Source organism: Marinobacter sp., from assembly GCF_048259445.1.
GTDB lineage: Bacteria > Pseudomonadota > Gammaproteobacteria > Pseudomonadales > Oleiphilaceae > Marinobacter.
The window spans coordinates 233,754-248,470 of sequence record NZ_JBLXHQ010000003.1 but is presented as its reverse complement, the minus strand read 5'-3'; the positions used below and the strand labels follow the sequence as shown (position 1 = coordinate 248,470).

At 56.3% G+C, this 14,717-nt stretch carries 17 protein-coding genes; 2 read left to right on the top strand and 15 right to left on the bottom strand.

Annotated features, from left to right (window positions below):
- Positions 1-15: 15 nt before the first annotated feature.
- The 8 genes from ACN0RL_RS03900 to ccmA are packed head-to-tail and all read right to left on the bottom strand — an operon-like array spanning position 16 to position 5,935.
- Positions 16-495 carry a cytochrome c-type biogenesis protein gene (locus tag ACN0RL_RS03900; RefSeq protein ID WP_417513888.1) on the bottom strand — a complete coding sequence of 160 codons (480 nt, stop codon included), beginning with the start codon at positions 493-495 and terminating at the stop codon, positions 16-18.
- Positions 495-1,031 (bottom strand): DsbE family thiol:disulfide interchange protein, encoded by a 537-nt coding sequence (locus ACN0RL_RS03895; RefSeq protein WP_417513886.1) that lies wholly within the window; start codon positions 1,029-1,031, stop codon positions 495-497. Before ACN0RL_RS03895 ends, ACN0RL_RS03900 begins: the two co-directional genes overlap by 1 nt.
- Positions 1,028-3,031, bottom strand: coding sequence for a heme lyase CcmF/NrfE family subunit (locus tag ACN0RL_RS03890; protein ID WP_417513884.1), 2,004 nt, complete (start codon positions 3,029-3,031; stop codon positions 1,028-1,030). Before ACN0RL_RS03890 ends, ACN0RL_RS03895 begins: the two co-directional genes overlap by 4 nt.
- 39 nt (positions 3,032-3,070) lie before the next feature.
- Positions 3,071-3,544, bottom strand: a complete 474-nt coding sequence (gene ccmE / locus ACN0RL_RS03885; RefSeq protein ID WP_417513882.1) for a cytochrome c maturation protein CcmE — start codon at positions 3,542-3,544, stop codon at positions 3,071-3,073.
- A 15-nt stretch (positions 3,545-3,559) separates the two neighbouring features.
- Positions 3,560-3,799, bottom strand: coding sequence for a heme exporter protein CcmD (ccmD, locus tag ACN0RL_RS03880; protein WP_417513880.1), 240 nt, complete (start codon positions 3,797-3,799; stop codon positions 3,560-3,562).
- Between the two features lie 3 nt (positions 3,800-3,802).
- Positions 3,803-4,546, bottom strand: a complete 744-nt coding sequence (gene ccmC, locus ACN0RL_RS03875) for a heme ABC transporter permease CcmC (protein ID WP_417513878.1) — start codon at positions 4,544-4,546, stop codon at positions 3,803-3,805.
- A 32-nt stretch (positions 4,547-4,578) separates the two neighbouring features.
- Positions 4,579-5,304, bottom strand: coding sequence for a heme exporter protein CcmB (gene ccmB, locus ACN0RL_RS03870; protein WP_417513876.1), 726 nt, complete (start codon positions 5,302-5,304; stop codon positions 4,579-4,581).
- Positions 5,294-5,935 (bottom strand): cytochrome c biogenesis heme-transporting ATPase CcmA, encoded by a 642-nt coding sequence (gene ccmA / locus ACN0RL_RS03865; protein ID WP_417513874.1) that lies wholly within the window; start codon positions 5,933-5,935, stop codon positions 5,294-5,296. Before ccmA ends, ccmB begins: the two co-directional genes overlap by 11 nt.
- A 168-nt stretch (positions 5,936-6,103) precedes the next feature.
- Between ccmA and ACN0RL_RS03860 the strand changes: the two genes are divergently transcribed.
- Together ACN0RL_RS03860 and ACN0RL_RS03855 are read left to right on the top strand one after the other, a co-directional pair.
- On the top strand, positions 6,104-7,462 hold the full coding sequence (locus tag ACN0RL_RS03860; RefSeq protein ID WP_417513872.1) for a flagellar hook-length control protein FliK: 1,359 nt from the start codon (positions 6,104-6,106) through the stop codon (positions 7,460-7,462).
- Positions 7,459-7,788, top strand: a complete 330-nt coding sequence (locus ACN0RL_RS03855) for an EscU/YscU/HrcU family type III secretion system export apparatus switch protein (RefSeq protein WP_417513870.1) — start codon at positions 7,459-7,461, stop codon at positions 7,786-7,788. Before ACN0RL_RS03860 ends, ACN0RL_RS03855 begins: the two co-directional genes overlap by 4 nt.
- Here ACN0RL_RS03855 and ACN0RL_RS03850 read toward each other — a convergent pair.
- From ACN0RL_RS03850 to motD, 7 genes are all read right to left on the bottom strand, one after another.
- Positions 7,774-8,877: an ATP-binding protein gene (locus ACN0RL_RS03850; protein ID WP_417513868.1), complete on the bottom strand. Its 1,104-nt coding sequence runs from the start codon at positions 8,875-8,877 to the stop codon at positions 7,774-7,776. The two genes, ACN0RL_RS03855 and ACN0RL_RS03850, sit on opposite strands and share 15 nt — an antisense overlap.
- Positions 8,874-11,156: an ATPase, T2SS/T4P/T4SS family gene (locus tag ACN0RL_RS03845; RefSeq protein ID WP_417513866.1), complete on the bottom strand. Its 2,283-nt coding sequence runs from the start codon at positions 11,154-11,156 to the stop codon at positions 8,874-8,876. The genes ACN0RL_RS03850 and ACN0RL_RS03845 overlap by 4 nt, the downstream gene beginning before the upstream one ends.
- Positions 11,157-11,183: 27 nt before the next feature.
- On the bottom strand, positions 11,184-11,576 hold the full coding sequence (locus ACN0RL_RS03840) for a DUF2802 domain-containing protein (RefSeq protein ID WP_417513942.1): 393 nt from the start codon (positions 11,574-11,576) through the stop codon (positions 11,184-11,186).
- A 68-nt stretch (positions 11,577-11,644) separates the two neighbouring features.
- Positions 11,645-12,133, bottom strand: coding sequence for a chemotaxis protein CheW (locus ACN0RL_RS03835; RefSeq protein WP_417513864.1), 489 nt, complete (start codon positions 12,131-12,133; stop codon positions 11,645-11,647).
- A gap of 143 nt (positions 12,134-12,276) precedes the next feature.
- Entirely contained in the window at positions 12,277-13,044 is a 768-nt protein-coding gene (locus ACN0RL_RS03830; RefSeq protein ID WP_417513862.1) for a chemotaxis protein CheW, read from the bottom strand.
- The gene (locus ACN0RL_RS03825; protein ID WP_417513860.1) at positions 13,037-13,834 is read right to left on the bottom strand and encodes a ParA family protein; all 798 of its coding nucleotides are present in this window, start codon (positions 13,832-13,834) and stop codon (positions 13,037-13,039) included. The genes ACN0RL_RS03830 and ACN0RL_RS03825 overlap by 8 nt, the downstream gene beginning before the upstream one ends.
- 97 nt (positions 13,835-13,931) lie before the next feature.
- The gene (gene motD / locus ACN0RL_RS03820; protein WP_417513858.1) at positions 13,932-14,714 is read right to left on the bottom strand and encodes a flagellar motor protein MotD; all 783 of its coding nucleotides are present in this window, start codon (positions 14,712-14,714) and stop codon (positions 13,932-13,934) included.
- Positions 14,715-14,717: the final 3 nt, after the last annotated feature.

Below are 14,717 nucleotides of genomic sequence, written 5' to 3'. Positions count from 1 at the left end.
GTAGTGGCTGTGAAGTCAGGCGTTGCCGCCCTGGTTCCGTTCCGCGAGCATTATATCAATCCTCGCTTGCTCCTCATTGCTCAGTGTCGGCGCTGCCGTACCGGCCTTTCGGGAGCGGACAACGACTCCTGCCACCACAAGAAGGCCGCCCAGAACCGCAATCGCCGGCGTTGCCCAGAGCACGAACGTGCGGCTGTCCAGATCAGGGTTATATTTAACGAACTCACCAAACCGGCCTACCAGAGATTCGACTATTTCCTCGTTACTGGCACCCTCCAGCATCATCTGGTAAACGGCATTTCTCATATCCTTGGAAATAGGAGAATTCGAATCCGCAATGTTCTGGTTCTGGCACTTGGGGCACCGCAGTTCCGCAATCAGGTTCTGATAACGCTGTTCTTCGCTACGGCTATCAAAATCGTAGACCGCAGCCACATCCGCGGCCGTCATACCGGAACCCATTGCCATCACAAGAAAACAGATAATACGGAGCATCAGCCGTTCTCCCGGGCTTCGTTGATCACTGGCAACAGAACCTGTTCCCATACCTCGCCGTTCACCACGCCCACATGGCGATAACGCACAACGCCGGAGGCATCAATTACAAAGGTTTCCGGTGCGCCATAAACGCCCAGATCAAAACCCAGCGTGCCTTTGGGGTCGTAGATAATCGAGCGGTATGGATCGCCCAGCTTGTCCAGCCAGACCAGCGCATCATCGCGACTGTCCTTATAGTTCAATCCGATGATCGCAACCTTCTTTTCCCGGGCAAGCCACATGAGGTCGTCGTGTTCGTCGCGACAGGAGGGACACCAGGTACCCCAGACATTCAGCAGTGTAATCTCGCCCCTGAAAAGTTTTTCGTCCAGAGTACGGGAGGGGGTTTTCAGATCCTTGAGACTGAATGCAGGAACCGGCTTCCCGACCAGCGCAGATTCAAGCTTGGTAGGATCTTTACCAATACCGGCAAACAGAACAACACCCACTACGAGCGCCACCAACAAGGGAAGGAATAGCATCAGCCGCTTCATGAAACAGCTCCAGCCGTAGCTTGAGGGTCTGACTGCGCAGGCGCCGACGCGGTTGCGCGCTCGCTGTCCCGCTCACGAATACGATAGCGGCGGTCCGAAACCGCCAGGAAACCACCGGCGGCCATGAACAGCGCCCCCAGCCAAAGCCATCTGATAAGCGGCTTGTACTGGAGCCGGATGGCCCAGGCGTTATCCGAAATTCGCTCGCCCACGGCGACAAAGATATCCCGGAACAGGCCGGCATCAATATCGGCCTCGGTCATAACGCTCATGCCAACCGCATATTGGCGCTTTTCGGGGTGCAATTCGGCAATACGCTTGCCGTCCAGTATGACTTCAAACGTGCCGTACTGAGCGGTGAAGTTCTGCCCGCGCCGCTCGCCAATATCGACAAAGCGAAACTGATAGTCACCAACCTCGGCTACGTCGCCGGGCACCATTCTCACGTCGCGCTCAATGCCATAATTCGAAACAACCGTGGCTCCGGCCATGGTGATAGCCAGACCAAGATGCCCCAGCACCATGCCGTAGTAACTGCGAGACTGGCGCTTGAGACCGTGGATACGCCCCTTTCTGGAGGAGGATTTGTCCCACAGATCCCAGAACGTTGCCGTAGTTACCCAGACGGCGGTAAATACACCCAGGAAGGCCCAGGGGGCGAACCCGCCATACCCGACCATAACAGCCGTACTCAACAGCACACTGACTGCCAGCGGCCACAACAGTTTGCGCCCAAGCCAGCCAGCGTCCGTTTTCTTCCAGCGGGAAAAAGTGCCGACACCCAGCAGAAGGCCTGCCGCCACGGCCAGAGGGCTGAAGGTGAGATTAAAGAACGGCTCACCAATGGAAATTTTTCCCAGGTCAAAGAAATCAAGAACCAGCGGATACAAGGTACCAACTGCCACCAACAGCGTTGCCGCAACCAGTAACACGTTGTTCAGCAGCAGGAAAATCTCCCGCGACAGGGATCCATAACGGGAGCGCACATGAACGACAGGCGCTCTGAATGCATAAAGCATGAGGCTCGCAAGAACAGTGATCGCGAGCAGAACCAGAAGGAAGGTACCGCGTTCAGGGTCGGATGCAAAAGCATGAACCGAGGTGAGTACGCCCGAACGAACCAGGAAGGTACCCAGCAGGCTCAGCGCAAAGGTGACAATCGCCAGCAATACCGTCCAGCTTTTGAAAACTCCACGTTTCTCGGTTACTGCAAGCGAGTGCATCAGGGCTGTGCCGGACAACCACGGCAGCAGGGAAGCATTCTCAACGGGGTCCCAGAACCACCAGCCGCCCCAGCCAAGTTCGTAATAGGCCCACCAGCTTCCGAGGGCAATACCGATGGACAGAAATGCCCAGGCAACGGTTGTCCAGGGCCGTGACCATCTGGCCCAGGCGGCGTCCAGGCGACCGTTGATCAAAGCCGCAATGGCAAACGCAAACGCCACCGCAAAACCGACATAACCCATGTAGAGCATAGGCGGGTGCACAATCAGCCCGAAGTCCTGCAATAGCGGATTCAGATCGGCGCCGTCGGCTGGCACATTGGGCAGCAAACGGTCAAAGGGGTTTGATGTAACAACAATGAAGAGCATGAACCCGACACTCACCATGCCGAGAACCGACAAAACCTGTGAAATCATAACGGACGGCAAGCGACGGCTGAAAATGGCGACCGCCAGAGTCCACCCGGTCAGCATCAATATCCAAAGCAGAAGTGAGCCCTCATGGCCGCCCCACACTGCGCTGAACTTGTAGTACCAGGGCAGCATGCTGTTGCTGTTGTTGGCAACATAGGCAACCGAGAAGTCGTCTGTTAAAAAGGCATGGGTAAGCACGGCGAAAGCCAGCCCGACAAACACGAACATACCCGCCGCCAGAGGTCTGGCAAACGCCTGAAGGTTGTCCCGGCCGGTGAGTGAGCCGGCAAGGGGTACAACCGAAAGTAGCACCGCCAGCAGCAGCGAAAGTATCAGTGCAAGCTGTCCGAGTTCGGGATACATCAAAGCTCTCCAGGAATCAGGCTGTTGGTTGTGATTTGCTTAGTAGGATGCCGGTTGGGCGCCGGCAGGCATCGATGTGCCCCCATTTTTTGAAGCCTTTTCCAGGGCATCAGCAACTTCCGGCGGCATGTAGTTTTCATCATGTTTGGCCAGAACCTGATCGGCGACAAAGCGGCCTTCGCTATTCAGCCTGCCCATGGCAACAATGCCCTGACCTTCAGCAAACAGGTCCGGCAAGATCCCCACGTATTCAATGGGCACAGATGCATTGAAATCGGTTACGTGGAATTCCACTTTAAGGCTGTCCGGATCCCGTACAACGGAACCTTCCTCTACCATACCACCGGCACGAATCCGCACATCCATCGGTGCTTCACCCGCTGAAATCTGGGTGGGATCGTAGAACAGGTTAATGTTCTGACGCAGCGCATAAGTGGTCAGCGCTACCGCGACGGAGAGCCCTGCAAGAAGAAACAGAACAATGGTCAGCCGTTTTTTACGGATCGGATGCATTTAGATACCTGTCAGTCAGTCTTGGGAAACGTTTACACGCGCGAAGGACGCCGAGGGTGGCGATGACGCCTCAACTTTACTCTTGTCAGCCTGAAACTCATAACCGCGACGGCAGGCGTCTATAATGGTATTTCTGCTCCGGACCGACCCGATCATCATCCATAGCATCAGCACGAAAAACACAGCGTAACAGGCCCACACATAAGGGCCGTGGCCTTCCATCGCGACAAAGGCAGAAAAGGAATCAAATGCCATTGGTCAGACCCTTCCTTTCATTACGAATTCTTTTACCCAGCGGGTTCGTTGTTCCCGGGACAGAATCTCTGTCTGCATACGGATACAGGCCAGCCAGCCAAAAATCAGATACAGACCCAGCACGGACAGCAACAGCGGCACCCACATTTCCGCCGGCATCGAAGGCTTTTCCGTGAGCTTGAATGTCGCGGGCTGGTGTAGTGTATTCCACCATTCCACGGAGTATTTGATAATGGGGATATTCACTACCCCGACCAATACCAGCACCGCAACCGCCCTGGCGGCAGACTTCTCATCATTGATGGCACGATCCAAAGCTATAACACCGCCATACAAAAACAACAGTATCAGCATGGAAGTGAGCCGCGCATCCCAGATCCACCAGGTGCCCCATGTCGGCTTGCCCCAGACTGCGCCGGTAAAAAGCGCCAGAAACGTGAGAACCAGTCCCACCGGTGCAACCGCCTTGACGAAAACATCGGCAAGCTTCATGCGCCAGACCAGCGTTACAAGGGCCGCTGACGCCATCATGATGTAAACCGACTGCGCCATAAATGCGGTCGGAACATGAATGAAAATGATCCGGTAGCTATTACCCTGAAGGTAATCCTTGGGCGCGAAGGCCAGCCCCCAGACCACCCCGGCCATAAGCAGAATTACGCCGCCTGCCAACAGCCAGGGCATGAACCGGCCGGATATCCCGAAAAACCACTTTGGGGAACCCAGTTTGTGAAAAAATTGCCACATCAGATGGTCACCGTCCTAACGTTTACCTTGTTTTACCCGTTCGACAAGCTGATTTTGAGGGCTGCTGCCGCTGCAAACGGTGCCAGTGTCAGCGCCAGCATCAAAAAAGCGCCCATCAGAGCCAGGTAGGCCCCCACAGCCGCGCCCTCCGCTGCTGCCGCAACGGTACCCGTGCCGAAAATCAGCACGGGAATGTACAGTGGAATGATCAGCAGAGACAAGAGCACACCTGCCGAACGCAATCCAAGAGTCAGCGCGGCGCCAATAGCGCCAATCAGACTAAGTACCGGTGTACCAATCAGCAGCGTTAGACACAAAATACCGATGGAGTTCCCGTCGAGATGCATCATTACGCCAAGAACGGGTGTCAAAATGACCAGAGGGAGACCTGTGAGCATCCAGTGCGCCATGGTTTTTGCCAGAATCAGCAGAAATAGCGGCTGCGGCTGGAGCACAAGCTGTTCCAGGGTGCCATCGTCAAAATCATGGCGGAACAGATGATCCAGCGACAATAATACGGACAGCAGCGCGGCTACCCAAAGAATACCAGCTCCCGCTTCACGCAAAAATGACACTTCCGGACTGACTCCAAGTGGAAAAAGAGTAACAACCATAACGAAAAAAAGCAGCGGATTGAGCAGGTCCTGGCGCTGCCGGAACGCCACCTTCATATCCCGTGCAAACACGCCTTTCATTGCAGCCAGCGCACCAACACTATTACCGGCAAGACAAACCACCGGGCGGGCTTCAGCATTCATCCGGCAAGCCTCCCGCGCCAAGGATCAGTCTTTTCATGCCCGGCAATGCCAGATCATGGTGAGTCGTAACCAGCACGGCGCCACCTTCAGCTGCACGCTGTTGCAACAATGCCTCAAGCGCTTTTACGCCCTCCGCGTCGATAGCCGTAAACACCTCATCAAGCAGCCACAGGGGTTCATCAGCAATCAACAGGCGTGCCAGAGCCACTCTGCGTTGCTGACCCGCAGACAGATTACGGCAGGGTACATCTTCATAGCCTCTCAGGCCGGTACCTTGCAGAGCCTGTCTTAGTGCCGCGTCGGACACCGGGCTGCGACCGGCCATCAGGGCGCGTAGATTTTCCATCGGAGTCAGCAGAGGTTTGATTCCCGGGCGGTGCCCGAGATAGAGCATGTTCCGGAGAAATGTTTCCCTCTGGCTGGGCAGCGGCGACCCGCACCATCTGAGCTCACCTGTCCACGCATCGTTCAGGCCCGCCAGTATTCTCAGCAAGGTTGTCTTGCCGGAGCCATTCGGCCCCTCGACACGGGTTACCGTACCGGGCAGTATGGAAAAGGATAACTCACGGAAAAGTATCCGCTTGTCCCGTTCACACTGCAGATTGACAGCCTGTAATAACGGCTCGGACATCGGGGCCCCGTAATCAGGACGATGCACAGATTGCATCGAGTGTATTCATGACTGACACAGCGGGTGCAGACACTATTTAAAGCAGTATTCACGGCAATAGGTGCCGGCGCGGCGTATTATAACGAAAGCGTTAACAGAATACTCTTGTCCGGTATCAAGTCAGCAGCGATGAAACTACCCAGCAGTCAACAGCCCCCTACTACTCCGGCACCGGCAACCTCGAGACCGGCGCAAACCAGCAACGCCGGGCAGCCGGGCCGTGAAACAACAGTTTTGTCTGCGCGACAGCAACTGGACCAACTTCAGCTCGCGAACCGGGCAACCATACTGGCCCGTGTGGCAGAAATCATCAACCGCCAGGGCAGCGCTAACGCAGATATATTGCTGGATGTGCGAGGCAAGCCGCTTCAGGTAAACGCAGCCATTGGTGCAACTGAGTTGACGCCGGGTGACTGGGTAAAAGTGATGCGTGCCGGTAACGAACTGCAATTGATGGGAAAGCTGGCTGCGGCTCCGGAAGCCACCATTACCCGGGCCCTTGCACAACGCATGCCGTGGCAGCAAAGTCTGGACAGTGGCCTGGCAAAATTGATGACAGCACTAAACCGCGGCGTGATCCCCGAGCTTACGCCCGGTCAGCTACCCGCCGCCCGCAGCCCGCGGCCGCTGCCAGAGGCAGCCAGGCAGGCTATCGAAACGTTGATTGCAAGACTGCCCGTCAGTAACACACTGGCGCCGGGTGCGGGCAACCAGAACAACACCGTGCAGCAAGTACGGCAGTGGATAGCGGAGAGCGGGCTGTTTGCGGAGTCCCGCCTGAGCCAGGCACCCTCTCCGACCTTGCCCGATCTTAAACTTGCCATCGGCCGCATGATTACCGCTCTGCTGGCCGAACAAACCGGCGATGCCGCAACGTTGTTCAACCGCCTCACACCACTGGCCAGCCCCGGGCTGGTTCAGGCACCGCTGCAATTCCCACAGGCAATGGCATCACCGGCACCTGCTAGCAGCTCCGAGCCCACATCGGTGGGCCAGACACTGCGAATGCTGGCCGGCATGCTGAATCGGATAACGGTTAACCAGCTGCACAGCCAGATCCTGACCGCGCGAGGCGGGGTTGATGCACCGGCGCCAACATCAACCATGCTGATGGATTTGCCCTGGGTGACGCCTCAGAACGAACCCAGGGTGGCACAATTGCGCATAGAGCAGCACAAGGACGAAACGTCATCAAAGGATCGCGGCAGCAAGCGCACAGCCATCAGCGAATGGCGCCTCAATCTGGCCATTGACCTGGAGCAGGCAGGTGCACTGAATTTCGAAGTTTCCCTTCGCCAGCAGGAAGTCAGCGCACGTGTATGGGCGGAAAAACAGGACACATTGCGACAGGTTAACGAAGAGCTGCCGCTGTTGCGGCGCAGCCTTAAGGAGCTGGGACTGGAAGTAACCGATCTTGAGTGTCGCCGCGGCCATCCCTCTTATCCGGCCACAAAACTGGAGCACAGACTGGTGGATACACGAGCATGAAACACGAGAACGAACGCCATCCATCCAGCGCTGCCGTTGCACTTAAATACGACGGCGAGAAAGCCCCGACTATAACGGCCACGGGAACCTATGAACTGGCCGATGAGATCATCAGAATCGCCAGAGAACACAACGTGCCCCTGTATGAAAATGCAGAGCTGGCCGGAATTCTCGCGCGCTTGTCCCTGAACGACGAAATTCCCGAAAACCTATACCGGGTTATTGCCGAAATTCTGGCGTTCGCCTTTCATATCCGGGGCCGGACGCCCGAAGACGCCGGCCGGGATAATCCCGCGCCTTCATCATCACCCCTAGTGGATGAGTGAACGCAGCGCCCATACCTGAGCCCAGACTTCACCCTTGCGGGGTGCAATTGCGGTCTCGAAATAGTGCTTGAGGCGCCGGCGGTCGTCCGGGTGATCCTTCAAAGCCGAGCCGATTATGTGGTGCATCAGCTGCTCCACAGTCATGCTGCCGCCACCGTAATACCACGCATTGAGGCTCGCCGCGTGAGCAACTGATACAGCCTCAGCCGTTGATAGCGCTGCGCCCGCCAGCCGGTCAGTACTTCGACCGTCTATTGTCTGTCCATTACGCAGTTCATGGAACATGGTCACCAAAAACTCGATGACCTCTGCATCCAGATCCACACTGATACCCGCGCGTTCGTTGGCCTTACGCACCTCTCGCAGAACCACACCTATCTCATCCGGCAGGCTCTTGATCGGCCTGATTTCCTCGAAGTCCATCCGGCGCTTGAGAGCCGCGCTCATCTCGTGAACGCCTGCATCCACGCTGTTGGATGTGGCTACCAGGTTGAAGCCTTCCCGGGCCAGTATCACGCCGTCATCGCCGGGAATTTCCGGAACCACCAGAACCCTGTCAGAGAGCACCGACAAGAGCGCATCCTGTAACGCCTGCGGGCAGCGGGCAATTTCCTCAAACCGTACCAGCCGACCCTCCATCATCCCCCGCATAAGCGGGCTGGGGACCAGGGCCTCCAGACAGGGCCCTTTGGCAGAGAGAACTGCCTCGTTCCAGCCATAAAGAAGCTGCCTGACCTGGGTTATGGCGCCGCCCTGCAGAGCAAGAGTCGAGTTACCGGAAATGGCTGCCGTAAGCAGTTCAGAAAGCCAGGACTTGGCAGTACCTGGCTCGCCAACCAGTAAACAACCCCGGTTAGTGCACAAGGAAATGATAATACGGATAACCATAGCGCGATCCGCAACAAACTTGCGCTCAATCCCCAGTTTGTCATCGCCCAGAATAAACTTCTCAACCGCCCTCGGTGACATCTGCCAGCCCGGTGGCACAGGCCCGGGATCCATTGCGGCGAGCTTTTCCAGCTCATCCCTGAAAACCACTTCCGCGGGCTGCCGCTGTGCGGCTTTTTTCTGCTGATTTGCTGCGCTCATAACGAACTCCTGCGGCCACCACGAACCTCCGGCGCCATGCGCTCCCGGGGCAGAATACGCGGCAATTCAGACATAGGAATAATACCCTCGATCACATGGTCCAATGCACTGTCCCGCATGGTGATCAGGCCGGAATCCAGCGCACGCCAGCGCAACTCTCCGATGGGGGGCTGGCTGGAGATGGCATTCCGGATATCGGAATCCACCTCCATATATTCCACAATGGCCACCCTGCCGTGAGTTCCCCGGCCGTTACACTTGTCACACCCTGCCCCCTCAAAGCAGCGGAAATTATCCGGCGCGCCGTTGGGAAACACCTCCTCAAGAATAACGGGGTCCGGTGTTGCAGGCTGCCGGCAGTGTTTACAGATTCGCTTGGCAAGACGTTGGGCGATTACGGCCAGCAATTCGCCGGCGATGGAGTTCGGGTGAATACCGAGATCGTACAAGCGCTGCAGAGAATCAACCGCGTCGTTGCAGTGCAGTGTTGAAAGTACAACGTGCCCCGTCTGGGATGCACGCACCGCCTCCAGAGCGGTTTCATGGTCGCGGATTTCACCCACCAGAATCACGTCCGGATCCTCGCGCACAAACGCCCGCATGGCGTCAGCGAAATTAAAGCCGATATCGCTCCGAACACGGGTTTGCTGGATATTATCGATGGAGTACTCAATAGGGTCCTCCACCGTAATAACTTTTCTGCGGCCATCGTCTGCCAGCGTTTGCAGGCCCGCATAAAGTGTTGTGGACTTGCCGGAACCGGTTGGCCCGACAACCAGAACCAGGCCGGCGGGGTTATCAAGCAGACGCGTATAATGGGAGCCAATCATTGGCGACATGCCCAGTTCGGCAATGGTCATGGCCCGGCCGGTCTGCGGTAGTAACCGGATAACCGCATGCTCACCATGAAGCGATGGCTGGGTCTGTACCCTCAGATCATAGGCCATGTCCCCCAGCTGCAAGCGGGAACGCCCGCCTTGCGGCAGGCGCCGCTCGGCAATATTCAGCTCTGCCCGCAACTTGATGACGTTGATGACGCCCTTTATTTCCCGGGGCGTAAGTTGGTACTGGCCCAGGTCGCGGAGATCGCCATCTACCCGCAAACGGATTCTTACCCGCTCACCGTACTGTTCAATGTGAATATCGCTGGCTTTTTCGCTGACGGCATCCAGCAGAATCGCCTCATATACCGATACCAGATAGGGGCTGACATGATCACTACCCGCTTCACGACCCAAAGGTTTGTCGCGTTGACGGCTTGCCCCTGGTCCGGCAGTCGATAACACCGCCTCGTCGGCAGCAAATCTGTTGCCCTTGGCTGACAAATCCAATGACGACCAGATTCTTCGGAAATCCGTAGGCGTAACCAGCCAGAGCTCTATGGCACGGCCCGGGCTCATACGCTCCAGCTGATCGGTACGCGCATCCGGATCATCTGTTACAAACGAGACTTTTCCACTGTTCTGCGTTACGGGGATAATCCGGGATAAATCCAGGAAAGTGCGGGAAAACTTCCGGAAAAGCTCAACTTTCAGCGATGGTAAAAGCTCATCGGCGTCAGCAAACGTCATGCCTCTTTGCTGGGCCAGCGAGCGGTAGAGGTCGATTTCTTCGATATTCAGATTCCGACGCAAGACATCGAGTACACGGCAGTTATCCGCTGCCGCCTCGGACTTCGCCTTCGCCAGCACGCCTTCATCGATCATGCCCAGGTCAATCAGAATCTGTTCCGAGTTCCGGTTGAAATCCACCCAGCCAAGCGTACGGACACGCTCAAGCTTGTCTGCACGCTTTACAAACATAGCCATACTGGGAACTGGCCCGGCCTTACCCTCGAGGCAAACCAGATTGCCTCCCTCACGGAGATAGCTCGACAGAACATCACGATCTGGCATGAAAGTAGTGCACAGCACCAGATCACAGGGTTGATCGAGTTCAAACCCGCTTTCAGCAGGCTGCGCCAGAACATCTACGTTATGCATGCCCAGACGAAAAAACCTTGCCCTCGCGGCTTCCGCAACATCCGGGTTTTTTTCAATATAGATAACACGATGGGCCAGACGGGATAACACAGCAGCAAGATAACCGGAACCCCCTCCCACATGAATCACATCATCGGCCGGGGTAACCTCCGGCATGATCGACAGGATATGACTGACAGTTTCTTCACGGGGAATGGAGTGCCCGGTTATGGAAGGAATCAGGTCCGAGCCGGTGACAAAATCATGACGGGATACAGAAAGAAGGGCCTCACGGGCCCTTTGATAAACTTTCTTCATTCAACAACGTCCATAGCAGCATAATTTTCAGGCCGCCTGACGTTTTCTCAACGCTGACACCAGCTCGGCCTCGGGACGGGATATCCCACACGTATTCATAAGATCGTCGATATCCGCTCCCAGATCAACAAGCCGTGAAGCTTCATCGTAGGAAATACGCAGCGGGTCGTTCTGACGCATCTCATCCAAGGTTGAGCGCAGCTCGTGCAATTGTCGTTCGCATACCACGAGACGCTGGCCCACACCCATGCTTCCGCTCGCTGTCGCATGCAACTCCCGACCAAGCGTATCGCAGCGCTCCTTGAGCATGGCTTTCAGTTGTCTGTTCTGGCGCCCGAGCATCACGCCCTGCACAAAAACCAGAGCGAGCGCGATTGAAGTCAGCACCCAGGGAACATAAGAAGGTATTTCAGCAAACATGATGGACGTCTCCGGTTTATTTGCCACGGAAGGCGTCCATCACCAGGTCTGACCGGTACAGCTCCGGTTCACAGCCCTGAGATTTCAGCCCATTCGTGGTCTGACAGCATTTTGTCGAACTCGACCAATATGATCAGTTCACCATCTTTGTTACACACACCCTGGATAAACCTGGCACTTTCTTCGTTACCCACATTCGGTGCAGTCTCGATTTCACTGGCTTTCAGGTACACGACCTCGGCCACAGAATCCACCAGAATACCCATCACCTGATCGGCCGATTCCATTACCACTATCCGGGTCGCATCTGTAATATCCGCATCCGCCAACCCGAAACGACGACGGGTGTCGATAACCGTCACCACGTTGCCCCGCAGGTTGATGATACCGAGCACGTAGTCCGGAGCACCCGGCACCGGTGCAATTTCCGTGTATCTCAGCACTTCCTGGATCTGCATAACGTTCAGACCATAGGTCTCGTTATCCAGCCGGAAAGTCACATACTGCAGTACCTGATCGTCCTGGGACTGACTTTGCTGTCCGCTCGGGGATGCCATAACCTGTCTCTCCTGTTCGGCTGCCCAGCGGGCAACCTGATCGTCAAAAAAACATCATCAGTGCCCAATACTATAGTTAAGGGCACAAACCGTGCCAGCACGGCACCGTTTCATTCAGTAACTGGCCAGACGGGACACCGCGGTCAGCTCAGATCAAGATGCTGCTCACGCTCGGCACGCACCAGCATGTTCGCCATGGTGCGCACATCAACCAGAGCACACATCTGCTCGATAACCGTTCCCGCAAGCCAGGGCCGCTTACTGCGGGCCGTCCGCCAGCGCACATCGTCAGGGCTAAGGGTGAACGACTGGGCTACGTCGTCGCAAGCCAGCCCCCACTCGCTGTTATCAAGGCGGATCACAAACTGGTAGTTGTCCCGGGCATTGGCTGGCACTCTTCCGGCCATAATCCACTCTGCCGTATCCACAACTCTCAGATTCTGATGCGAGCTCGGCCGAATCCCCATATACCAGCGCGGGCTGCCGGGAATTGGTCGGATATCCTCTTCAATACGGTGAATAGCGCCCAGAAGAACAAGAGGAACCGCAAGCTGCAGGCCGGCAACGGTAAAAATCAGGCATTCAAACGGACGCTCCGACCACTCAGGACGCAATACCGGGACTTCCGGTGCAGGCTCTGGTATCGGTTCCGGTGCAGGCTCCTTGGCGGCGACAACCTCTCGCACGCGCGCAGGTTGCTGCTGCGTTTCCACTCTGGGCGCCGGTTCGGATCTCGACTCCGGCTTCGACACTGACGCAGGCTTCCGCTCGGGCTTCAATTCGGGCGCGGGCTCCGGATCACTAATTTCTTCGTGCAAAGCGGTGTCTGTTGCCACGTGCAGCAATTCATCCAGATAACTGGCGATTGCGCTGGTCGGATCCGCCAGCTTCGTCAATTTTTCGTCAGCCATGCTGACGTACCTTCAATGAGCCGGTTCTTGCCAGCAAATCATCCAGCAGGTGCCGGTATGCTCTGACACCGTGAGTCTGCGCGTCCAGTTTCGACGGCACAATACCTGCCTGACTGGCATCGCGGAATTTCGTGTCAACCGGCACCGCAAACTTCCACAAGTTGTCCTGGTAGGTTCTGCGCAGCTGGTTCAGGCTCTTTACCGAAGCCTGAGTGCGCCGATCAAACATTGTGGGGGCGATGGTATAAGGCAGTTGGTTTTTCTGGGAGCGCATGATCATCTGCAGTGTATGCAGCATACGCTCAAGACCTTTAATGGCGAGGAACTCGGTTTGCACCGGAATAACCAGGTGCTGCGCAGCCGCCAGTGCGTTGACCATGAGTACGCCCAGCGATGGCGTGTTATCAAGGATGACGTAGTCAAAATCGTCCCACAACTGGGCAAGAGCCCGGGAAACGATCAACCCCATGCCTTCCACACCAACCATTCGGCGTTCCAGCGTAGCCAGTGCAGTGCTCGCCGGTAACAGCGCCAGGCCGGGGCAACTGGTTTCCGTAATGAGCTGAGCCGGAAGGCCTTCCGGTACCTTGCCCTGATGCTGAAACAGATCAAAAACGCTGTGCGGGATTGTATCAGGATCGTAGCCGAACCAACTGGTCAGAGAACCATGGGGGTCCAGATCCACAACCAGAACGCGTTTCCCACGCTCCGCCAGCAGGCCACCCAAAGTCACTACCGAGGTGGTTTTACCCACACCACCTTTCTGATTGGCTACTGCCCAGATTCGCACGTTTTCTCTCCGGAAAATACGTTATTGCAAACAACTGAAACCCGCTGTACTCCGATTTAACGGCCAGCGGCTGAACAACTTGAACGGAGCCGGAACTCTAGCGCATGACACCCCGAATGCTGGCATCGCGAGAAATAAGAAGCACCACGCGCCGGTTACGCCGCCGCCCTTCTTCGGTGTCGTTGCGCGCTAAAGGCTGGTGCTGTCCGTAGCCGACCGCCGCCAGCCGCTCAGGCTCAATGCCCTCCATACCCAACATGCGCACAACGGCTGCCGCACGTGCCGCCGAAAGCTCCCAGTTTGAAGGAAAGCGGGCCGTGCGAATGGGCTGGTTGTCAGTAAAACCTTCAACTTTTACAGCGTTATCCCGATCTCTCAGAACCCTGGCTATCTTTTCGACTACCTCAAACGAATCGTAGTGCGGCTCTGCATCACCACTGCCAAAAAGCAAACTGTCGGGCAAGTTCAGTGCCAGCCAGCGCTCATTCGTTTCGAGAGTAACCACCCCCCGATTGATCAGATCATCAAATTCCAGTGCAAGCTGATCTGCCATGTTACGCAGGGCTTCTGAACGCTCCCGGGTATCCTGTTCCGGATTGCGGGGAGCTTCGGTTACCGCAGGGGGAATAACATCTTCTGATTCAGTCACCACAGAGCGCTGCGGCTGGTCGCCTACCTCGATAGGTTGAAAGGACCGCTGAGGCGCGTTAAAAACGCCCGTGAGCGTTTCAGAAAGCACCTTGTATTTGCCCTCATTCACCGACGACACCGAGTACATCACCACAAAAAAAGCGAAGAGCAAAGTGATGAAATCAGCGTAGGAAATCAGCCAACGCTCTTTGTTGTGCAAATCGTCCTGTGGTTGCCTGCGACGCCGCATAAT